Origin of the sequence: Pantoea sp. USHLN298 (genome assembly GCF_037149395.1) — a bacterium.
Lineage (GTDB): Bacteria > Pseudomonadota > Gammaproteobacteria > Enterobacterales > Enterobacteriaceae > Pantoea > Pantoea astica.
Map to the genome: position 1 here is coordinate 856526 of NZ_JBBCRO010000001.1, position 22233 is coordinate 878758.

The following is a 22233-nucleotide window of genomic DNA, read 5'->3' on the forward strand; positions in this document are numbered from 1 at the left end:
GCAGTGGTCAGTAAGTGCCTGCCCGGCGGGCTGGAGTACGCGTTTTGGTGAGGGGCTGAAAGGGCTTAATGATCTGAGTGGGCTAAGCGTCAGGTGCGAGCGCTGGCTGCGCTTAAAGCAGATCCCATTCGGGCAAACGATAAACTTTTTTACGCCAGGCGTAGAATCCCGCGATCGACAGGCCAAAAAAGAGCGCGGCCATCAGGTTGGTGGCGATGGAAATGGCGTCAAAAGTGGGCGCGGAAAGTGAAGGAAATAACAGCAGCAGCGGCATCATTAGCGTATAGAGCGAGGCAAAAACCAGCACATTGAGCCAGAAAGCAGCAAAGGGCGGCAAGGGAAGGTAGATTTTCATGTTCCACAGCAGTCGATGTAACGGCGGTGGGGCGTGGCAGCCCCACATTTTTTTCTCCGCCATGATGGCGAATGCCCGTGTCCGCCTGCGCTCAAAAATCTCGTCTTTCATCGGTTGTTCACCTTTCTGACCGCGACGTTCAGCGTCGTGATCGCAACATAGACGCACCACATGTCGTTGTGATGAACCCCGCCGACGCTATTGCGGTTACATTGCCCGCTTCATCGGCAGCGGTGCCACCAGCACCCTGACACCCAACGTTTCGAAAGCCCTGACCTGCGCCGGGCTGATGCCGCTATCGGTAATCAGATAGTGGATATTGCTCCAGTCACAGGGCAGCGCAAACATTGAAACTTTATCAATCTTGCTGGAATCGGCCACCACATACACCGTACTGGCGGAGCGGATCATCGCCAGCTTGACCTTGATATCGGTTTCGCTTGGAAAGCTCAGGCCGAGGCGCGGTGAGATGCAGGCGGTCGCCAGAAACAGTTTTTCCGCTAACACATTTTCGAAAAAGTTAGCTGCCTTCTCGCCGGAGGTCGACAGCGTCGGAAACTTAAAGGTGCCGCCGGTCAGCAGTATGTTAATGCCGGGCTCGCCGCCCAGTTTTAGTGCGATATTTACCGCCGTGGTGACCACCGACAACCGGCGGATATGCGTCATGGCGTCGGTGATGGCGGTGGTGGTGGTACCGGAATCGAAAATCACCGTGTCGCCATTTTCGATATGCTGGGCTGCCAGCCGGCCAATCGCCTCCTTCTCTTCCAGATGGGTCTGCCGCTCAAGCAGCATCGCCCCGGTATTCTGTTTGCCGGTCATCAGGGTTGCGCCCCCGTGGTAGCGCTGGACAAAGCCCTGTTTTTGCAGCATTCGCAGATCGCTGCGCAAGGTGGCTTCCGTCAGGCCAAAGGTCTCGGTCAGGGCTTTGACCGTGACGGTGCCATCCTCTCGGATCATCTCCAGAATTTTTTCGCGGCGTTGCTGCATATCAGCTAACTGCTCACTTTTGCTTTTCAATCGAAATGCTCCCTTTTCCAATCGCAGGGGTTCAGGCGAAGAAGGATCTGTCGCAGAGTTTAACGCGACGTTTTTATGAATGCGAGATAGCCCGCAGCAACATTGATTTTCGAACGAAAGTTAATATCCGACAGGTCATTGAATCATCCGCGTTTTCATCCATGCGGTTCAGCACTTTTATTTCCGCATTGCAAGCCGGATCACGTCTTTTCAATAAGATAATCCCTGCCAGCAGGCAGATGGTCGAAATTTGATCTGCCCCACATATCATTTCTTTTCGATAGCTTATATTTTTGTTCGAAAATGATTGAGTCCAGAGCGGCAGCAAAAAACTGAGGGGATAAGTGGGATGAGTGCTGAATATGACGTAAACCTGCGCTACGGCGTGGATATCGCGCTGAATCTGGCTGAGAAAGTCGCGGTGGTGACCGGTGGGCTCGGCGGCATTGCGATGGCGACCAATGGCATGTTGCTGGAGAAAGGCGCACGTCTGGCGCTGCTCTATCCGCCGTTCGAGGCGGATAAGGTGGTCAGCCTTGAGGCGGAGTTTGCTGCCGATCGGGTGCGTTTCGTCTGCTGTGATGTCACTGACCCCGCTTCCGTTACTACGGCCTTTGACCAGGTAATCGCCCACTACGGCCGCATCGATATTCTGGTGAACTGCGCCGGGTATGTGATGTTACAGCCGGTGATCGAGACCGATTTTGCCGAGTGGCAGAAGCAGATCGCCGTCAATCTCACTGGCCCTTTTCTCTGTTCGCAGGCCGCAGCGCGCCTGATGATCGCGGCGGGTAACGGCGGAAAAATCATCAATATCGCCTCGCAGGCGGCCTCCATCGCCATTGATAACCACGTCGCCTACACCTCAGCCAAAGCGGGACTGCTCGGCATGACGAAGGTGATGGCGAAAGAGTTCGCGCCGTACCGCATCAACGTTAATACCCTTTCGCCCACCGTGGTGCTGACGCCGATGGGCGAAAAAGCCTGGCGCGGCGAGAAGGGCGAGCAGATGAAGAAACTGATTCCGTTAGGCCGCTTTGCTTACACCGATGAGATTGCCGCCGCAGTGCTGTTTTTTGCCAGCAACGGCAGCGACATGATCACCGGCGCAGATTTGATGATCGATGGCGGATTTACCATCTGGTAAGGCTGCTCTGACACCCGGGAATCAACACCCAGTGATAACGATAAGAGAGAACATCATGAAAAACCGTACCCTGCTGTGCACTGCTGTGGCCGCCTGTCTGGTTTCGCAGGCGGCATTCGCCGTCGAGAAAGGCACCATTATGATTCTGGTTAACTCCCTCGATAACCCGTATTACGCCTCGGAAGCCAAAGGCGCCAACCTCAAAGCGCAGGCGCTGGGCTACAAAACCTCGGTGCTGTCGCACGGCGAAGATGTGAAGAAGCAGAGCGAACTGATCGACGCCGCCATCGGTAAAAAAGTGCAGGGTATCGTGCTGGACAACGCCGACTCTACCGCCAGTGTGGCGGCGATCAAAAAAGCCAAAGATGCCGGTATTCCGGTGGTGCTGATCAACCGTGAAATTCCGGTGGATGACGTGGCGCTGGCGCAGATCACCCATAACAACTTCCAGGCCGGTTCTGACGTCGCCAACGTGTTTGTCGAGAAGATGGGTGAGAAGGGCAAGTACGCCGAGCTGACCTGTAACCTGGCCGACAATAACTGCGTGACGCGCTCCAAATCGTTCCATCAGGTGCTGGATCAGTACAGCGATATGCAGAGCGTGGCACGCCAGGATGCCAAAGGAACGCTGATCGACGGCAAGCGGATCATGGACAGTATTCTGCAGGCGCATCCGGATGTGAAAGGGGTGATTTGCGGTAACGGACCGGTGGCGCTGGGGGCCATTGCCGCCCTGAAAGCAGCCGGACGCAACGATGTGATTGTGGTGGGGATCGATGGCAGCAATGACGAACGGGATGCGGTGAAGGCCGGCACCCTGAAAGCCACGGTGATGTTACAGGCGCAGGCGATTGCGGCGCAGGGCGTGACCGACCTCGACAATTATATCCAGAAAGGGGCGAAACCGGAGAAACAGCGGGTAATGTTCCGCGGCATCCTGATTACGCCGGATAACGCCAGCGGCGTACAGGATTTCAACTTCAAATCGTAATTCACTCATCGCCGCCGCGCCTGCCTGAGCGGGCGCCAGGGAGAAGAAGATGTCCGGAAGAGTCTGGCTGACACTGGGGGTCCTGCTGCTGAGCGGCTGCCGGATTGTGTCGCAGCAACAGCTGGCCGAGCTGAAAAATCCCCCCAATCCACAGATGGCCAACATCGATCAGGTCTGGCAGCAAAAGCTGGTGCCACAGCTCACGGCCGAGGCGAAACCGCTGGCAGTGTTAATGAAGTCGCTGCAGTCGGCGAAAGATTTTGACAGCGCCTGCCAATCCTATGGCTACCGCAGCCAGGCGGAAAATCCGTGCGTATTCAGCGTAACGGTTCGTGGTGACGTCACCGCGCTAAACACCACTTCCCGCAGCGGCAAGATGAGCGTCAAAGATGAATCAGGTGACACTGTCACTATTCAGATCGGGCCGATCATTCGCGGGACCGCGCTGCGTGATGCTTATAAGGGCGCGAGCTATCAGGACTTTAACGATCAGGTGCTGTTTGGTGATTACGGCAAAGCGATTAATCAGCAGGCGGCCAGCCTGATGCAGACATTCAAGCCTGGCGTGGGCGATAAGGTGACGGTCGTCGGCGTGTTCAGCAGCTGGGACATCCCGCAGTCGCTGCCGGAGATCACCCCGGCGTCGATCAGCCGGCAATAAGGAGCGGCAGATGCAAGATCTTCAACCGCAGCAGAGCAGCGATGTGATCATCGAAACCCGCAACGTGTCGCGTCTCTATCCCGGCGTTACGGCACTCGATCAGGTTAACTACCGGGTCTATCGCAATAAAGTCAACGTGCTGATTGGCGAAAACGGTGCCGGCAAATCAACCATGATGAAGATGCTGGCGGGGGTCGAAACGCCCTCATCCGGCGAGATCCTGCTGGACGGTAAGGTGGTATCGCTTAACTCGACCCATCAGGCAGAGAAGCAGGGCATCAGTATCATCTTTCAGGAGCTGAACCTGTTCCCCAACATGAACGTGATGGACAACATCTTTATCGCTAACGAGTTTTTCCAGCGTGGCGTGATCAACGAAAAATATCAGTATGCGCTGGCGAAGACGCTGCTGGAGCGGCTGGAGCTGGATGTTGACCCTTATGCGCCCCTTGGTGAGCTGGGCATCGGTCATCAGCAGCTGGTGGAGATCGCCCGCGCGCTCTCCAAGGATACGCGGGTATTGATCATGGATGAGCCGACCAGCGCGCTGAGTCAGTCCGAGGTGAAAGTGCTGTTTAACGTGATCGCTCAGCTCAAGCGGCGCGGCGTCACCATCATCTATATCTCGCACCGGCTGGAGGAGCTGATGGAGATTGGCGATCACATCACCATCTTCCGCGATGGGCGCTTTATCAGCGAACGCGACGTGCGAGAGGCAAGCGTGCCGTGGATTATCGCCCAGATGGTGGGTGATAAGAAGAAGCAGTTCGATTACCAGGCGGCTCCGCAGGGGGAAACGGTATTGCAGGTTGACGGCCTGACTGCCCTGCACCAGAACGGCGGTTACACCCTGAATGACGTGACCTTTACCCTGCGCAAAGGCGAAGTGATTGGCATTTACGGTCTGCTGGGTGCCGGGCGCACCGAACTGTTTAAAGGGCTGATTGGCCTGATGCCGTGTCAGTCAGGTCAGGTGCAGCTGGCGGGTAAAGATCTGGCGAAACGCAGCTTCCAGCAGCGGCTAAAAAGCGGTATCGCGCTGGTGCCGGAAGACCGTAAAGGGGAAGGCGTGGTGGAGCTGATGTCGATCACCGCCAACATGACGCTCTCCGATCTCAGCCTGCGCGGGTTTCGCCATGCGCTGCGGCTGCTCAGGCCGGCTCAGGAGAATCAGCGGGTGAATGAGATGATTGGGCATCTGTCGATCAAGGTCAGCGACGCGGAACTGCCGATCACCGCGCTGAGCGGCGGCAACCAGCAAAAAGTGGTGCTGGGTAAAGCGTTGATGACCGGTCCGCAGGTGGTGCTGCTGGATGAGCCAACGCGCGGCATCGACGTCGGCGCAAAAACCGATGTTTACCATCTGATTGGCAATCTGGCGCAACAGGGGCTGGCGGTCATGTTCTCCTCCTCGGAACTGGATGAGGTGATGGCGCTGGCAGACCGCATCCTGGTGATGGCCGATGGCCGGATTACTGCCGATTTGCCGCGTGCCGTGGCGACGCGAGAACAACTGATTGCGGCATCAACCCCGCAGGATTAAAAGCCTGGTCCATCGGGCTATTTTATTTGTCAGTCTGACGCTGGGCAGTGGTCACACAGGCTGCTTTAGCAACCTGAACGCCCGTCAGGGCGGCCCTGAAGGGGCGAGCACAGCGAGTAATCCTCACGTACTGCGTGTACGGCTGGTTGTTCCGCGCTGTCCGTGTCCAGACTGCCTGCAACCATTACGCCTGGTGGGCCAGGCCCTAAGCTGGCCGGAGAACTTCATGAACCAAAAATATCTGCTCTATATGTACCTGCTGAAGGCGCGCACTTTTATCGCGCTGCTGATTGTGGTCGGCTTTTTCAGCGTGATGGTGCCGAACTTTCTGACGCCCTCCAACCTGCTGATTATGACTCAGCATGTGGCAATTACTGGCCTGCTGGCGATTGGTATGACGCTGGTGATCCTGACCGGCGGTATCGATCTTTCGGTGGGTGCAGTGGCGGGCATCTGCGGCATGGTGGCGGGCGCGCTGCTCACCAACGGCGTGCCGTTGTGGGGCGGGAATACGCTGTTTCTTAACGTGCCCGAAGTGATTCTGGTGGTGGCGATCTTTGGCGTGCTGGTGGGATTCATCAATGGCACGGTGATTACCCGGCTGGGCGTGGCGCCCTTTATCTGTACCCTTGGCATGATGTATGTGGCGCGCGGCGCGGCATTGCTGTTCAACGACGGCAGCACCTACGCCAATCTGGTCGGGCTGCCGGCGCTCGGCAATACCGGCTTTGCGCTGCTTGGCTCCGGCACGGTGCTGGGCGTTTACATCCCGATCTGGCTGATGATCGGTTTCCTGCTGCTCGGGCTCTACCTGACGCGCAAAACGCCGCTCGGGCGTTACATCTACGCCACCGGCGGCAATGAGTCCGCGGCCCGGCTGGCGGGCGTGCCGATTATCAAAGTCAAAGTGTTTGTCTACGCCTTTTCTGGCCTGTGTGCTGGCCTGGTCGGGCTGGTGGTGGCCTCTCAGCTACAGACGGCGCATCCGATGACCGGCAACATGTTTGAGATGGATGCGATTGGTGCCACGGTGCTGGGCGGCACCGCGCTGGCGGGCGGACGCGGACGGGTTTCCGGTTCGATTATTGGCGCCTTCGTGATTGTCTTTCTGGCTGACGGCATGGTGATGATGGGCGTCAGCGATTTCTGGCAGATGGTAATTAAAGGGCTGGTGATTGTGACCGCCGTCGTCATTGACCAGTTCCAGCAGCGTCTGCAAAGCAAAGTGGTGCTGTTACGTCGGCATGAAAAGAAGTTACAGGCGGCACCGCTCTCTGACATTCGTCACAGCTAACAGGAGTGTTTATGACCCGCGATTTTAGTGGAAAAACAGTGGTGATCACTGGTGCCTGTCGCGGCATCGGTGCCGGAATTGCAGCCCGCTTTGCCCGCGATGGGGCGAAGCTGGTGATGGTGTCCAACGCCGACCGCGTCTTCGCCACCGCTGAGCAGTTACAGCAGCAATACGGCAGTGAGATTCTGGCGCTACAGGTGGATGTCACCGATGAGGCGGCGGTGCAGCAGCTCTATCAGCAGGCTGCCGATCGCTTTGCCCAGATCGATGTGTCGATCCAGAATGCTGGCGTGATCACCATCGATCGCTTCGATACGATGCCGAAAAGTGATTTTGAGAAGGTGCTGGCGGTGAATACCACCGGCGTCTGGCTCTGCTGTCGCGAAGCGGCGAAGTATATGGTAAAGCAGCGCAGCGGCAGTCTGATCAATACCTCATCGGGACAGGGACGGCAGGGCTTCATCTACACGCCGCACTACGCCGCCAGCAAAATGGGAGTCATCGGCATTACTCAGAGCCTGGCGCTGGAACTGGCACCCTGGCACATCACGGTCAACGCTTTTTGTCCCGGCATTATTGAGAGTGAGATGTGGGATTACAACGACCGCGTCTGGGGAGAAATCCTCAGTAGCGATCAGAAAACCTACGGCAAGGGCGAGCTGATGGCGGAGTGGGTGCAAAATATTCCACTGAAGCGCGCCGGTCAGCCTGAGGATGTCGCCGGTCTGGTGGCCTTTCTGGCGTCTGAGGATGCGCGCTACATCACCGGCCAGACGATCAATGTCGATGGCGGATTAATTTTCTCCTGAGGATGCGCATTAACTCCGGGCTTGCTGCGGCAGGCCTTTTTTGCGTCAGATTTTTCTGGCATATGCACGATTTGTCACCTCTGTCCTGTATCGCCGTCACAATATGGTAAGGTAAAGGCACGTTATTTTTCATCCGCTGCCACTAAACCTTAATCTGAATGCCTGGTGACATGATACGAAAAACAGTGATTCTCTCTTTGTTCGCACCGGTGCTGCTGACGCTGCAGCCTGTTCGCGCGCTCCAGACCGAAACACAGGTGTCTGAAACGCCATTTGACGATCCTGCTCGCTATCGTCAGTCGCTGGACGCATTGCCGTCGCTGGGCAGCAGCGCTGAGCAGGATGAAGAGTGGAGCAAAAAACTGGCGGCGGTCGCCAAAAGTATTGGGGAAGCGAGTAACAACAGTGACAGTGACGTCTCCTTTGGACAGCAGGCTGGCGTCTGGGCCTTTAATCATCTGCGTGATGAGGTGGCCGATCGGGTCGAGAGCGAAGGGCAGTCACTGCTCTCCCCGTACGGCACCGCACAGCTCGATCTGATGGTGGACATGAACGGTAACTTTACCGGCACCGGTGGCGATCTGTTCAGTGCGCTGGCCGATGAGAACAGTATGCTCACCTTCAGCCAGCTCGGAGTACACGACACCGGCGACGGGCTGGTGGGGAATGCCGGGCTGGGGCAACGCTGGGATGCAGGCAACTGGCTGCTGGGCTACAACGGTTTTGTCGATCGCATTTTCAGCAGCGGCCTGCAGCGTGCCTCGCTGGGGACCGAGGCCTGGAGCGACAATCTGCGCCTCTCCGCCAACTACTATATGCCGCTGTCAGGCTGGAAAAATCTCGGCGATTCACAGCAGCAGCGTATGGCGCGCGGTTACGACATCACCAGCCAGAGCTATCTGCCGTTCTATCGTCAGCTTGGCGTCTCGGTGAGCTACCAGCAATATCTCGGCGAAAATGTCGATCTGTTTAACAGCGGCAACCGCTATCATAATCCCTCCGCAATGGCGTTTGGCCTCTCCTATACGCCGGTGCCGCTGGTGACGCTGTCCGCGACCCATAAAACCAGCAGTGCCGGAGAAAGTCAGGATCAGCTCGGCCTGAAGCTCAATTACCGCTTCGGTGTGGCGCTGAGCCGCCAGCTGGATGCCAGTAACGTTGCTGAAGCGCACTCGCTGCGCGGCAGTCGTTACGATACCGTGACCCGCAGCGATACGCCGGTGCTCTCATTCCGCCAGCGCAAAACCCTGTCGGTGTTCCTCGCGACGCCGCCGTGGCAATTGAATGCCGGTGAAAGTCTGCCGCTGAAGCTGCAGGTGCGCGCCAGTAATCCGATTAAAGCCGTTAGCTGGCAGGGCGATACCCAGGCGCTGAGCCTGACACCGCCCGCCAATAATGCCGATCCGCAGGGCTGGAGCGTCATTTTACCGCAGTGGGATGATTCGCCGGGTGCCAGCAACGAATACCGGCTGTCAGTCACGCTGGAAGACAACAAGCAGCAGCGTGTGACCTCAAACTGGATCACCCTGAAAATCCAGCCGCCAATGGCAATGGACCCGCCGTCACCGGATGAGCGTTACGATCTGATGGCACCAGCCGGCGTTTCGGGTGTGGCGCTGTAGCCATCGTGCTGAAGTGTAATACTGTTGCAGCTGCGTTGATGTGTCGCGTTGTAAGGTGAAATACCGCAGCGCTGCCGTCCGCGCCCTGCGCTAAGGTACCGGCTAATCTGATGGCCTGTTGTTACTTGTCCTGGCGATAACCCCATCAATATCCAGGTGAAAAGCTACAGATCTGAAGATAAACCGGCGCAGGCTCAGCCTTTAAGCGTGCCTGCTAACGGGCGTATCGGCTAATTGTTCCGTGTCGGGCCAGCATTACCTTTATCCGATGCGCTTATAGCATGGTTAACCTGGCGTGAAGATGAGAGTGATATCGACATCAGTCTCGTCGTTACCTCGCCATGTTTAAGCCACCTCAGCGAGTTGCACATGAAAATACGCTTTCTTCTGCCGCTATGTTCTCTGTTAGTCGCAGGTTGTTCTTCGATAGAAAAATCAACGGACCCGGAAAGGGATTATGAGATTCTGCAAAGGAAACAACAGGCGGAAGCAGTGAAACGTTTTGAGTCGCCAACCTCCTTACCCAGAACCCGTGATCCGCTTTATCAGATGCGAGGCATTCACTGATTCAGCCTAATCAGTACCCGGTTCACCCCACTGTTTTGCTTCACAATTCCGCATATCTGCCGCACAGCGCTGCGACAATGTTAATGGCTGGCATCGTCGGCGAGGTCACCTCGCTGATATGGCAGGCCATACGAAGATACTTTTCTCTTTCCTGACGCCTTCCGCCGCATAACCCCTTTATAGCCACGCTTCTGTTGCACCGTCTGGTAGCCCTTTGCGCCAAAACAGGGCAACGGTTGACCTTTTTTGGACAGATAATTTATCAGCGATCACAAAAGCGATATTTCCTGCCATAAATGCATAATTCTGCTGATTAAAACCCGGCGCTGCCGCTGCGATAAGACAATTATTCACTATATATGCAAAATAAGTGAATAGTGTCAGTGGCTAAGTTATTGATAATCCGTTTGCAGGACGATTTTATGCATTAATCTCCTTGGCTGGCACGCTATCTGCACTCTACAGTAGAGCAGCTTCACAACATCCTTTAACAATTTTAAAACAAAATATTTACCCAGCCGGGTAAGCAGGAGAGTCGGTTATGTCACTGCAGGTTTCGCGTCACGATTTCGATCAATGGATGATGCCGGTGTATGCGCCCGCCACCTTTGTGCCGGTTCGCGCTGAAGGGTCAACCGTCTGGGATCAGAACGGCAAGGATTACATCGATTTCGCCGGTGGCATAGCCGTCAATGCGTTAGGCCATGCGCATCCGGCATTACAGCAGGCGTTGCAGGAACAGGCCGCACGTTTATGGCATACCGGTAACGGTTATACCAATGAGCCGATTCTGCGTCTGGCTAAGCAGCTGATCGACGCCACCTTTGCGGACCGGGTGTTCTTCTGTAACTCCGGTGCTGAGGCGAACGAAGCCGCGCTGAAGCTGGCGCGTAAAGTGGCGCACGATCGCTTTGGCCCGGCTAAAAGCGGCATCGTTGCCTTTAATAATGCCTTCCACGGCCGCACGCTGTTTACCGTTTCGGCTGGCGGTCAGCCCGCCTATTCAAAAGATTTTGCGCCGTTGCCGCCAGATATCCAGCATGCGCCTTTTAACGACCTGGCCGCTGCGGCCACCCTGATTAACGACACGACCTGTGCGGTGATCGTCGAACCGATTCAGGGCGAAGGCGGCGTGGTACCGGCCGAACCGGCCTTTCTGCGTGGCCTGCGTGAACTGTGCGATAAGCACAACGCGGTGCTGATTTTTGACGAAGTGCAAAGCGGCGTTGGCCGCACCGGTTCGCTTTACGCCTATATGCACTACGGCGTGACGCCAGACGTGCTGACCAGCGCGAAAGCGCTTGGCGGCGGCTTCCCGATTGGGGCGATGCTGACGCGTGAGGATCTCGCGCTGGTGATGGGTGTCGGCACCCACGGCACTACCTACGGCGGCAATCCGCTGGCTGGCGCGGTGGCGGGAAAAGTGATGGAGCTGATCAATCAACCGGCCCTGATGGCGGGCGTGACCGAGCGTCACCAGTGGATCGTTGCGGCACTTAATGAGATCAACCAACGGCTGCATCTGTTTAAAGAGGTGCGCGGTCTGGGTCTGCTGATTGGTGCGGTTCTGAACGACGATTTCGCCGGCAAAGCGAAGCAGATTAATCTCGCGGCGGCTGAAATGGGCGTGATGGTGCTGATTGCCGGTGCCAGTGTGGTGCGTTTCGCGCCGGCGCTCAACATCAGCGAGCAGGAAGTGAAGCTGGGCATGGCGCGCTTCGCCGAGGTGTGTGAAAGCCTGGTACGAGGGTCCGCATCATGATGGTGATCCGTCCGGTTGAACGCGACGACCTGAGCCAGCTACTGGCGCTGGCCGGTAAAACCGGCGGCGGGCTGACCTCGCTGCCGGTGGATAGCGCCACGTTGCAGGCGCGCATCGATCGATCGCTACAAACCTGGCAGGATACGCTGCCGCGCGCCGAGCAGGGCTACGTGTTTGTGCTGGCCGACAGTGAGGACAATCGGGCCGTGGGCATTTGCGCCATTGAAGTGGCGGTCGGCCTGCAGGATCCCTGGTATAACTTCCGGGTCGGTACCCAGGTACACGCCTCCAAAGAGCTGAATGTCTATGCCGCGCTGCCTACGCTGTCGCTGAGTAACGACCACACCGGCAGCAGCGAGCTCTGTACGCTGTTTCTCGACCCGGACTACCGCGACGGCAAAAACGGCTACCTGCTGTCGAAGTCGCGCTTTCTGTTTATGGCTAACTTCCGCGAACGCTTCATGGATCGGGTGGTGGCTGAGATGCGTGGCGTCAGCGATGAGCAGGGACATTCGCCATTCTGGGAGAGCGTCGGCAGCCGGTTCTTCTCGATGGAGTTCAGCAAAGCGGACTTCCTGAGCGGCACCGGTCAGAAATCCTTTATCGCCGAGCTGATGCCAAAACATCCGCTCTATATTCACTATCTGTCGCCAGAGGCACAGGCGGTAATTGGCGAGGTACACCCCAAAACTGCGCCAGCCCGCGCCGTGCTGGAGGCGGAAGGTTTCCGCTACCTCAACTATGTTGACATCTTTGACGGCGGCCCGACGCTGGAGTGCGACATCGATCGTATCCGGGCGGTACGCAAAAGCCGCCTGCGCTGCGCCGAATCGGGCGAAAACCGCCACGATGCGCCGCTGTGCCTGGTCGCTAACCACAATTATCGCCAGTTTCGCGTGGCGCTGATACCGGCCGAAGCGGATGGCGACTGCGTGCACCTGACGGATGAACAGATGCGGGCGTTGCACTGCCAGCCGGGCGATAGCCTGCGCGTCGTGCCGCTTTGCAGTGAGGAGAAAAAAGTATGACCCACCTGATTAATGGACAATGGCTGCGCGGCGAAGCAGAGGCGTTGGTCAAAACTGACCCGGTCAGTGGCGATACGCTGTGGCAGGGCGTGGCAGCTTCGCCAGCCCAGGTCAGCGCCGCCTGTGAGGCGGCACGCTCGGCCTTTCCCGGCTGGGCCAGACGTCCGTTTGCCGAGCGTCAGGCAGCGGTAGAAAAGTTTGCCGCACAGCTGGAAGCACACAAAGCTGAGCTGGCGGAAACCATCGCCCGCGAAACCGGCAAGCCACGCTGGGAAGCGCTGACTGAAGTTGGCGCGATGATCAATAAAATTGCCATTTCGGTGAAGGCCTGGCATAGCCGCACTGGCGAACAGGCGGACGGCGAGAGCAGCCTGCGCCATCGTCCGCACGGGGTGCTGGCGGTATTTGGTCCCTATAATTTCCCCGGCCATCTGCCGAACGGTCATATCGTTCCGGCGCTGCTGGCCGGTAACTGCGTGGTGTTCAAACCCAGTGAGCTGACGCCGCTGACGGCTGAGAAAACCGTGCAGCTCTGGCTGGCGGCCGGCCTGCCAGCCGGTGTGCTGGCGCTGCTGCAGGGCGGCCGGGAAACCGGTCAGGCGCTGGCTGCGGATAGCCAGATTGATGGCCTGCTGTTTACCGGCAGCGCGCATACCGGTTACCAGCTGCACCGCCAGTTTGCCGGACAGCCTGAAAAGATGCTGGCGCTGGAGATGGGCGGCAACAATGCGCTGATTGTTGAAGATCCGGCCGATATTGACGCCGCGGTCCACATTGCGTTGCAGTCGGCGTTCATTACCGCCGGTCAGCGCTGCACCTGCGCCCGTCGCCTGCTGGTGAAACGCGGCGCAGCGGGCGATGCGTTTTTACAGCGTCTGGTGGAGGTCGCCGGTCGTTTGCAGCCGGGCGGCTGGAACGCTGAGCCGCAGCCGTTTATGGGCAGCGTTATTTCGACCGGCGCGGCGGAAAAGATTTTCGGGGAATGGCAACAGCGGGTGACGGCGGGCGGCAAAGTGCTGCTGGCGATGCGCTGGCCGGATCGCCACAGCGCACTGCTGACGCCTGGCATTATCGATTTAACCGATGTCGCGGGCGTGGCGGATGAAGAGGTGTTTGGCCCGCTGCTGGGCGTGATTCGCTATGACGATTACGATCAGGCGATCCGGCTGGCTAATCAGACGCGCTACGGTCTGTCGTGCGGCCTGATTTCGCCCTCCCGCGCCCAGTTCGATCAGCTGCTGCTTGAGGCACGAGCGGGTATCGTAAACTGGAATAAACCGCTGACCGGTGCAGCCAGTACCGCACCGTTTGGCGGCATTGGCGCGTCAGGCAACCATCGCGCCAGCGCCTGGTACGCCGCCGATTACTGCGCCTGGCCGATGGCCTCGCTGGAAACGGCGGATCTGACGCTGCCTGCCACACTCTCGCCGGGACTCGATTTTTCACCTCAGGGAGCGGCGAAATGAGTGCAGTGGAAGCGAACTTTGATGGGCTGGTGGGTTTAACCCACCATTACGCCGGCTTGTCGTTTGGCAATGAGGCTTCGACCCGTAATCAGCTGCAGCCGTCGAATCCCCGGCTGGCGGCAAAGCAGGGCCTGCTGAAGATGAAAGCGCTGGCGGATATGGGCTATCTGCAATGCGTTATTCCGCCGCATGAGCGACCCAACATCGGCGCGCTGCGCCAGTTAGGCTTCAGCGGCAGCGATGAGCAGGTGCTGGCCCACGCCGGAAAAACCGCACCAGGTTTACTTTCGGCCGCCAGCTCCGCTTCGGCGATGTGGGTGGCGAATGCCGCCACGGTCTCGCCGTCGGCTGACAGTGGCGATGGGCGGGTCCATCTGACCGTGGCTAACCTCAATAATAAATTTCATCGGGCGATGGAAGCGCCGGAGACCGCATTACTGTTGCGCGCCATCTTCCGCGATAGCCGCCACTTTAGCGTGCATGATGCCTTGCCGCAGGTGGCGATGTTTGGTGATGAGGGCGCGGCCAACCATAACCGGCTCGGCGGCGCGTATGGCGAGCCGGGCCTACAGCTGTTTGTTTATGGTCGTGACAGCAGCCATGAAGGCAGGGCGCCGCAGCGTTATCCGGCCCGACAGACGCGCGAAGCCAGTGAAGCGGTGGCGCGACTGCATCAGCTCCCGGCCGAACAGGTGATGTTCGCGCAGCAAAACCCGGCGGTTATCGATCAGGGTGTGTTTCATAATGACGTGATAGCCGTGAGCAATCAGCAGATGTTGTTCTGTCACCAGCAGGCGTTTGTCGACCAGCCTGCGTTACTGGCCCGGCTACAGGCGCGGGTGCCGGGATTTGTGGCACTGGAAGTGCCGGAAAGTCGGGTATCGGTCAAAGACGCGGTCAACACCTATCTGTTTAACAGCCAGCTGCTGAGCCAGCCTGACGGCAGTATGCTGCTGGTGCTGCCGGAAGAGTCGCGCCAGCATGCGGGCGTCTGGGACTATTTGTGCGAGCAGGTGGAGAGTGAGGGTCCGCTCAAGGCATTGAAGGTGTTTGATCTGCGTGAAAGCATGTATAACGGAGGCGGACCGGCCTGCCTGCGTTTGCGGGTGGTGCTGACGCCACAGGAGCAGCAGGCGGTGAATCCCGCTGTAATAATGAACGATCGGCTATTTAACCGGCTGAACCAATGGGTTGATCGCCATTATCGCGATCGCCTGACGCAGGCCGATCTGGTCGATCCGCAGTTACTGCGCGAAGGACGTGAAGCGCTGGATGAATTAACGAAGCTGCTAGACTTAGGAAATGTGTATGCATTTCAGCAGTGAAGGGCGCGGCATCAGCGGCTGCCGCTCACTTCAGGCTCAAAGGAGGAACGATGCAGGACTTTTTACAGCAAACGCTGTCCGGCGAGGCGCCGCGTAAGCGTAGTGGTGAAACGGCGCATCTTCGCTGGCAGTGGTTGTATCACGGCATTCTGTTAATGGAACCGACGGTGCCGGTTAAGCAGGCGCTGGTATTGTCAGCCGGTATTCACGGTAACGAAACCGCGCCGGTCGAAATTCTCAATCAGGTGATTAATCCGCTGTTGCGGGGCGAGAAGCCGCTGCAGCAGCGGATGCTGGTGATCCTCGGCAATCCCTCGGCGCTACGCAGCGGCAAACGCTACGTTCGCTATGATATTAACCGGCTGTTTGGCGGACGCTGGCAGCAGATTGATGACGGTGACGAAGCCCGTCGCGTGCTGCGTCTGGAGCAGACACTGGAGACCTTCTGGCAGGTCGGCGAATGCGATGAGACACGCTGGCACCTTGATATGCACACCGCGATTCGCGGTTCTTATCATCCACGCTTCGGCGTGATGCCGCACAATGAGCGTCCGTGGCCGCCTGAGTTTCTCAAATGGCTGGCGGCGGCCGGTCTGGAGGCGCTGGTATTCCACCGTTCGCCGGGCGGTACCTTTACCCATTTCAGCTGCGAGCACTTCGGGGCGGCCAGCTGTACGCTGGAGCTGGGCAAAGCGCTGCCGTTTGGCGCGAACGATCTCACGCAGTTCAGCGCGACGCAGCAGGCGCTGGCGGCCCTGCTGTATGGCGATGCGCTGCCACCGGCGACATCCACACCGCGTCACTATCGGGTGGCGCAGCAGATTACCCGGCTGAGTGAACATTTCCAGCTCCACATGTCACCGGAAACGCTCAACTTCACCGCCTTTCCGCAGGGCGCGCTGCTGGCGGAGGATGGGGAGACCCGCTATTACGTCCAGCAGGCGCGCGAGTATGTTCTGTTTCCCAACCCCAATGTCGCTGCCGGCCTGCGCGCCGGATTGATGCTGATTGAAGAGGGCGAACAGACTCAGGCGCTGCCGATCTGACGTCGGGCAAATTCAGCGAAAACAGGCGGGAGTTTTACTTCCGCTTTCCTGCCATTACCCTTACACTCCCCGCACACCTCTCCATGATTTCTGCCAGATTCGCTTTAAATTCATAAAGTTTTGCAATTCCTCACGCCTTTCTTCGCATTCTCTTCATGATTGCCGGATTTTTGTCTTTTATGCTTTCACGGCTTTACTCAGCCTCTGAGTAGTTGACGTTCAGCATCGTATGCTTGTTTCCGAAGACGCGACAGAGTGCTGTCGTCATAATCCCGAATCAATAATAAGGACACTATTATGCGCAAACTGACTTCCCTGTTACTGGCTTCTTCACTGGCATTTGGCGCGGCCAGCGCCGTTCACGCCGCCGCTGATAACCTGACGCCACCGCCGGCCGGCAGTGAAAAAGCGATGCATAAACCGCCAATGCGTCACGGCGGCATGGAGATGATGTTTAAAGGTCTGAACCTGACTGACGCACAGAAAACCCAGATACGTGACATCATGAAAGAGAGCCACAAAGAGATGAAACGTCCGTCGCTGGAAGAGCGCCGTGCGATGCACAGCATTGTTGCCGCGGACAGCTTCGATCAGAGCAAAGCTGAAGCGCAGGCGGAAAACATGACCGCCAATGCGAAAGATCATGCGCTGAAAATGCTGGAAACCCAGAACAAACTCTATAACGTGCTGACGCCAGAGCAGAAGAAGCAGTACAACGCCAATTTTGAAAAGCGTCTGACTGAGAAACGTCCGCACGATGACAAAATGGCACCGCCAGCCGCACCCGCTGAATAATTTTCGTTAAGCGAACGGTCTGAGACCGCCGGCCTTGTCCACTGACAGTAAGTGGACAGCGTCGGCGGTTTTTTTTATTTACAGCGGCAGGATAGGATAATCGCCCGACAGAATCGGTCGGCAGAGGATCTTGTAACCGTCGTGATCGAACCCCCCTTTGGGACGCTGCAACGTTTTCGCTTCCTCGATATTGCTGACCGAGCCAAGGTAAAACCAGTGATCGATGACGTGGATTTGAGTCATCTGTTTGCCTTCCTCGACCAGCCCGACCGCGCCCTGCCACGGCCAGCAAAAGACCCGTACATTTTCCAGCGCTTCCAGCAACCGATCCTGATGATCGCTGACCGGCTCTTTGCCGCAGCAGGCACCGGCACAGCGGCGCAGCGCGGAACGGAAACAGCCGCGCTGAGCACTGAGCGCTTCCAGTCCGAGCAAACCGTGACAGAGCTGATACTCATCGGCCAGCTGCTTCAGCCGCTCTATCGCAGCAAAGCGGCTACGATAGAGGCCAAACAAATTGGGCGACTGGCTGAAGTCGAGATCTTTGGCGTAAACCACCTGCGGTTTACCGTCGGTAATCTGCAACGAGCAGAGCTGGCGGTTTTTACGCAGGCGCTTATTAAACAGCGGCTGCTGCGTTTTAATCATCTGCGCTTCCAGCAGCAGCGCGCCGAGATCGCCCGCGGTTGGGATCCAGCTGACGCGCCGCGACTGGCGCAGCATTTTCGCCTCGTCCGGGGTGCGGAAATGCGACATCACCCGCGAGCGCAGGTTAACGCTTTTGCCAATGTAGAGCGGCAGCGAATCACTTTCGCCGTGAAAGGTATAGACGCCGGGCTGATTGGGCAGGCCTTCCAGCCACTCACGCAGGTGTTCGGGATATTGATAAATTGCAGCCGCGTCGAATTCGAGGCGGTGCGTTGCAGCACGTCTGACCAAGATGGACTCCATTTACTGGTTGTCCATACAGCATAACAGGCAGGTGAAATGATCGCCAGCCAGCCGATCAAAGACGCCGCGTCGCCAGCCAGCAGATCAGCGAACCGAGCGTGATCATCGCCACGCCTTGCCAGAAGGCCAGCGGCGGCGTCAGGCCCAGCCACAGTGAGGCCAGCAGGGCGGAAAAAACCGGTGTGAAGTAGGAGGCGGTGGCCAGCAGTGTCAGATTGCCGTGCTGAATACCGTGATTCCAGGCGGAGTAGGCGATAGCGGTCGACGCCCCGACAAAGAATACTTCCAGCAGCGGCAGCAGCGCGAATTGCATCGGTGCCGCTGGTGCACTCAGCAAGGTTTTGACCCACAGCGCCAGCGCGGTAAGGATAAAAAATAGCGTGACACCATTCGCGCCGCGGGCATAGCGACGGGTGATATTGTTGTAGAGCGCCCAGGTTATGGCGGCGATAAACGCCAGCGTGTAAGCCGTTGGGTTACGCAACAGGTTCTGCCACATCAGGGCGGGCGAGCCGCCGCCGTTGGCCTTCATCACCCAGACAATGCCCAGCAGAGAAAGCGCCAGTCCCGGCCACAGCCACAGGCGAAAGCGCTGCTGGTTAAACGGGATCGCCAGCACCACCGTCAGGCAGGGCCAGAGATAGTTGATCATGCCCAGCTCCAGCGACTGGCTGCGATCGCTGGCCAGCCCAATCGCCAGCGCCAGACAGATTTCATAGCCGACAAACAGCGCACCGCCGATGGCTAAGTACGCGGCGGGCATCGCGCCGGGTCTGGGCAAACCGCGAGTAATGCAGAGCAGCAGGGCGGTGGTGGTATAGATCAGGGCCGCACCGCCGGTCGCGCCAAAGGCTTCACTGACGCTGCGCAGCAGGCCAACCGTGGTGCTCCAGAGTAGAATGGCGATCAGACCGATCAGGGTGGCGCGTGTCACAGTAGCAGGCATGTCGCTATCAACGGGATGAGGCAGGAGAAAGCCTCCCTTGCCGCAGCAAGGGAGGGACGGGTTTACTTCCAGAAGTCGTCGAATACGGTAATCGGTGGGCGACGTTTGTGCTCAGTTTTCTGATACCAGCCTTCAATGATTTTCGCGTTATCCGGGTCGATGGTTTTGCCTTCCAGATAGTCATCAATCATCTCGTAGGTTACGCCCAGCGCCACTTCATCCTGCAGGCCGGGACGATCGTCTTCCAGGTCAGCTGTGGGTTTCTTCAGGTAGAGATGTTCCGGGCAGCCGAGCTGCTTCAGCAGTTGCTTGCCCTGGCGTTTGTTAAGACGGAACAGCGGATTAATGTCGGTACCGCCATCACCATATTTGGTGAAGAATCCGGTGACCGCTTCAGCCGCATGGTCGGTACCCACCACCACGCCTTTGGTCATACCGGCGATGCTGTACTGGGCTTTCATACGCTCACGCGCTTTTTCATTGCCGCGCACGAAGTCAGACAGTGTAATGCCGGCCGCCTGCAGCGCCCGCTCACTGGCCAGCACCGATTCTTTAATATTGACCACCAGCGAGCGATCGGGCTGGATAAATGCCAGCGCGTTCTGGCAATCCTGCTCATCGGCCTGCACGCCGTAGGGCAGGCGCACCGCGATAAACGTGTAGTCATTATCGCCGCTCTCTTCGCGCAGTTCGCCGATCGCCATCTGCGCCAGCTTGCCTGCGAGGGTCGAGTCCTGACCGCCGCTGATCCCCAGCACCAGCGTCTTAATGGCGCTGTGCCGCTTCAGATAGGCTTTAAGAAAATCGACGCTAACGCGCACTTCGTGATCGGCGTCGATAGTAGGCTTAACGCCCAGTGCTTCAATGATTTCCTGCTGCAGTGACATGAACTTCTCCTCAGGTCAGTGGCCCGTCGGCTCGATGCGAACGTTTTATTAAAGCTAACGTGCCTCAGCGAAAACAACAAGCCAAAGCGGCAGTCGATTTCAGTTAACCGTTGCGAAATCAGACAGTTTTCACCTGCGGCTGCGGTTTTTTGGCCAGCACAATGAACATCAGGATCGCCAGCATAAAGCAGCCAAAAATGGTAGCGGTCATGCTCAGCACCGAGGTGCCGCCAATGCCGGTAATCGGCACGGTGATAGCGCCCAGGGTGAACATGGTGACGCCAATCACTGCCGAGGCGCTACCGGCGCGATGGCCCTGGCTCTGCATCGCCAGTGAGGAGGCCGTCGTCGCGATCACCCCGTTACTGGCAATGGTAAAGAACAGCGCCACCAGCAGCAGCGGTAACGGCGCCTGCGTTAGCGCGGCCAGCAGCAGCAGGCTGGAGGCAACAAAGGCCAGCGTCAGTCCACCTTTCAGCACCCGATATTCTCCCCACAGCGGGCAGAGACGGGCACTGGTCTGCGAGGCGATCACCAGCCCGACACCGTTGGCGGCAAAGCAGAAGCTAAACGCCTGCGGCGAGAGTCCGTAGATTTGCTGCAGCACAAACGGTGAAGCGCCGATATAGGCAAACATCCCGGACATCATAAAGCCCTGCGTCAGACAGAAGCCCATGAAAGGACGATGAGTCACCACCTGTCCCAGCGCTGCGTAGGCGGAGAAAATGGAACCTTTACTGCGTCGCGCATCGGGCAGAGTTTCATGCAGTTTCCAGCGCGCCAGCAAAATCAGCAGCAGGGCAATGCAGCCGAGCACCACAAAAATGCCGCGCCAGTTAAGCACCGTCATCAGCACGCCGCCAAGTACCGGTGCGGCGATCGGGGCCAGGCCATTGACCAGCATCAGCAGCGCAAAGAAGCGGGTCAGTTCGTGACCGCTGTACATATCACGAGCGATGGCGCGTGATAATACTGCACCGCCCGCGCCGGCTAAGCCTTCAAACAGACGGGCCAGCAGTAGCTGATGAATATCCTGCGCCAGCGCACAGCCGATCGAGGCGATAAACAACAGCACCAGTGACAGCGCCAGCGGCCGCAGACGCCCAAATTTGTCGCTCATCGGACCAAACACCAGCTGACCGGCACCCAGGCCGAGTAATCCGGCGGTCAGGCTAAGCTGTGCCGTGGCGGTTTCGGTTTGCAGGTCACGCGCCAGCTGGGGCAGCGCGGGCAGGTAGAGATCGATACACAGCGGGCCGAGTGCGGCCAGCAGGCCCAGCGTAATGGCATAAACCAGCCGGTTGGAATGTACAGGTGTCATTTATTCTCAGTATCTGAAGCGATGGGTGAACAGCAGGCAGACAACGCCTTCACAGGCGGTCACGGATGCCGGAGCCGGTCCTGGCACTGCCGGTGATGGCAAACTGCACTCGGCAGATGGGTTGTTGCCGCGAGAGGCGCCGTTTTTTTGGCGCTGATTATACGTGCCCGTTGACAGCAAAACAGCCTTCTTTACGAAATCCTGACGGTTGTCAGTGCATTAAAAGTTCGCCATAAACTTGATAAACCTGAATTTATGTTCCAGGCTTGTCTGCACATGGACAATAAATGAGGAACAACAAGATGAATAAAGTGATGGGATGTATCGCTGCGGCGCTGACGCTGGCTGCACTGTCTGGTTGTACGACTTACGACCGCGCTGAAAGCTACGTCACCAAGCCGGTGGTGAAGGATGTTAAAAAAGGGATGACCCGTGACCAGGTTCGTCAGATCGCTGGCGCACCGTCAACCGAGATCACCATGGTTCACGCGCGCGGCACCTGCCAGACCTACGTTCTGGGCCAGCGTGATGGCAAAGCACAGACCTACTTCGTGAGCTATAACGATACCGGTCGCGTAATGAACTACGGCTTCCAGAGCTGTGCGGAATACGATACCGATCCGCAGGTTCAGCAGTAAGTTATACGCTGTAAAGCCCCAATTGAATAATAAGCGGCCCGTCAGACGACGGGCCGTTT

At 57.8% G+C, this 22233-nt stretch carries 20 protein-coding genes; 14 read left to right on the forward strand and 6 right to left on the reverse strand.

What is annotated here, in order from left to right; all coding sequences use genetic code 11:
* Window positions 1-112: 112 nt before the first annotated feature.
* Both WFK59_RS04090 and WFK59_RS04095 read right to left on the reverse strand, forming a co-directional pair.
* Complete coding sequence (locus tag WFK59_RS04090; RefSeq protein ID WP_336755075.1) at window positions 113-466, reverse strand: DUF6404 family protein; 354 nt, start codon at window positions 464-466, stop codon at window positions 113-115.
* A gap of 96 nt (window positions 467-562) precedes the next feature.
* A complete protein-coding gene (locus WFK59_RS04095) occupies window positions 563-1375 on the reverse strand; it encodes a DeoR/GlpR family DNA-binding transcription regulator (RefSeq protein ID WP_336755076.1) in 813 nt (270 codons plus the stop codon).
* Between the two features lie 349 nt (window positions 1376-1724).
* On the opposite strand from WFK59_RS04095, the gene WFK59_RS04100 reads away from it, so the two are divergent.
* From WFK59_RS04100 to spy, 13 genes are all read left to right on the forward strand, one after another.
* Window positions 1725-2522 (forward strand): GolD/DthD family dehydrogenase, encoded by a 798-nt coding sequence (locus tag WFK59_RS04100; protein ID WP_336755077.1) that lies wholly within the window; start codon window positions 1725-1727, stop codon window positions 2520-2522.
* A 55-nt stretch (window positions 2523-2577) separates the two neighbouring features.
* Entirely contained in the window at window positions 2578-3513 is a 936-nt protein-coding gene (locus tag WFK59_RS04105) for a D-ribose ABC transporter substrate-binding protein (protein ID WP_233984510.1), read from the forward strand.
* 49 nt (window positions 3514-3562) lie between these two features.
* A complete protein-coding gene (locus tag WFK59_RS04110) occupies window positions 3563-4174 on the forward strand; it encodes a DUF2291 family protein (protein WP_336755078.1) in 612 nt (203 codons plus the stop codon).
* Between the two features lie 10 nt (window positions 4175-4184).
* Window positions 4185-5717 carry a sugar ABC transporter ATP-binding protein gene (locus WFK59_RS04115; RefSeq protein ID WP_336755079.1) on the forward strand — a complete coding sequence of 511 codons (1533 nt, stop codon included), beginning with the start codon at window positions 4185-4187 and terminating at the stop codon, window positions 5715-5717.
* Between the two features lie 226 nt (window positions 5718-5943).
* Window positions 5944-7011 (forward strand): ABC transporter permease, encoded by a 1068-nt coding sequence (locus WFK59_RS04120; RefSeq protein ID WP_233984507.1) that lies wholly within the window; start codon window positions 5944-5946, stop codon window positions 7009-7011.
* An 11-nt stretch (window positions 7012-7022) separates the two neighbouring features.
* A complete protein-coding gene (locus WFK59_RS04125) occupies window positions 7023-7820 on the forward strand; it encodes an SDR family oxidoreductase (protein WP_336755080.1) in 798 nt (265 codons plus the stop codon).
* A gap of 170 nt (window positions 7821-7990) precedes the next feature.
* Window positions 7991-9442 (forward strand): YchO/YchP family invasin, encoded by a 1452-nt coding sequence (locus tag WFK59_RS04130; protein WP_233984505.1) that lies wholly within the window; start codon window positions 7991-7993, stop codon window positions 9440-9442.
* Between the two features lie 1108 nt (window positions 9443-10550).
* On the forward strand, window positions 10551-11771 hold the full coding sequence (locus WFK59_RS04135) for an aspartate aminotransferase family protein (protein ID WP_336755082.1): 1221 nt from the start codon (window positions 10551-10553) through the stop codon (window positions 11769-11771).
* Window positions 11768-12799: an arginine N-succinyltransferase gene (gene astA, locus WFK59_RS04140; RefSeq protein ID WP_293000863.1), complete on the forward strand. Its 1032-nt coding sequence runs from the start codon at window positions 11768-11770 to the stop codon at window positions 12797-12799. The genes WFK59_RS04135 and astA overlap by 4 nt, the downstream gene beginning before the upstream one ends.
* Window positions 12796-14265 (forward strand): succinylglutamate-semialdehyde dehydrogenase, encoded by a 1470-nt coding sequence (astD, locus tag WFK59_RS04145; RefSeq protein ID WP_336755083.1) that lies wholly within the window; start codon window positions 12796-12798, stop codon window positions 14263-14265. Before astA ends, astD begins: the two co-directional genes overlap by 4 nt.
* Window positions 14262-15590, forward strand: a complete 1329-nt coding sequence (gene astB, locus WFK59_RS04150; protein WP_336755084.1) for an N-succinylarginine dihydrolase — start codon at window positions 14262-14264, stop codon at window positions 15588-15590. Before astD ends, astB begins: the two co-directional genes overlap by 4 nt.
* A gap of 50 nt (window positions 15591-15640) precedes the next feature.
* Complete coding sequence (gene astE, locus WFK59_RS04155) at window positions 15641-16636, forward strand: succinylglutamate desuccinylase (RefSeq protein ID WP_233984500.1); 996 nt, start codon at window positions 15641-15643, stop codon at window positions 16634-16636.
* A 297-nt stretch (window positions 16637-16933) separates the two neighbouring features.
* Complete coding sequence (gene spy / locus WFK59_RS04160) at window positions 16934-17431, forward strand: ATP-independent periplasmic protein-refolding chaperone Spy (protein ID WP_336755085.1); 498 nt, start codon at window positions 16934-16936, stop codon at window positions 17429-17431.
* 78 nt (window positions 17432-17509) lie between these two features.
* Here spy and cho read toward each other — a convergent pair whose 3' ends face one another.
* The 4 genes from cho to WFK59_RS04180 all read right to left on the reverse strand — a co-directional run bounded on the left by cho (window position 17510) and on the right by WFK59_RS04180 (window position 21536).
* Window positions 17510-18370: an excinuclease Cho gene (gene cho / locus WFK59_RS04165; RefSeq protein WP_233984498.1), complete on the reverse strand. Its 861-nt coding sequence runs from the start codon at window positions 18368-18370 to the stop codon at window positions 17510-17512.
* 67 nt (window positions 18371-18437) lie between these two features.
* The gene (yddG, locus tag WFK59_RS04170; RefSeq protein WP_336755087.1) at window positions 18438-19328 is read right to left on the reverse strand and encodes an aromatic amino acid DMT transporter YddG; all 891 of its coding nucleotides are present in this window, start codon (window positions 19326-19328) and stop codon (window positions 18438-18440) included.
* A gap of 62 nt (window positions 19329-19390) precedes the next feature.
* Window positions 19391-20215 carry an ammonia-dependent NAD(+) synthetase gene (gene nadE / locus WFK59_RS04175; RefSeq protein ID WP_336755088.1) on the reverse strand — a complete coding sequence of 275 codons (825 nt, stop codon included), beginning with the start codon at window positions 20213-20215 and terminating at the stop codon, window positions 19391-19393.
* Window positions 20216-20333: 118 nt separating this feature from the next.
* On the reverse strand, window positions 20334-21536 hold the full coding sequence (locus WFK59_RS04180; protein ID WP_233984495.1) for a multidrug effflux MFS transporter: 1203 nt from the start codon (window positions 21534-21536) through the stop codon (window positions 20334-20336).
* Window positions 21537-21838: 302 nt separating this feature from the next.
* Between WFK59_RS04180 and osmE the strand changes: the two genes are divergently transcribed.
* Complete coding sequence (gene osmE, locus WFK59_RS04185) at window positions 21839-22174, forward strand: osmotically-inducible lipoprotein OsmE (RefSeq protein ID WP_003848350.1); 336 nt, start codon at window positions 21839-21841, stop codon at window positions 22172-22174.
* Window positions 22175-22233: the final 59 nt, after the last annotated feature.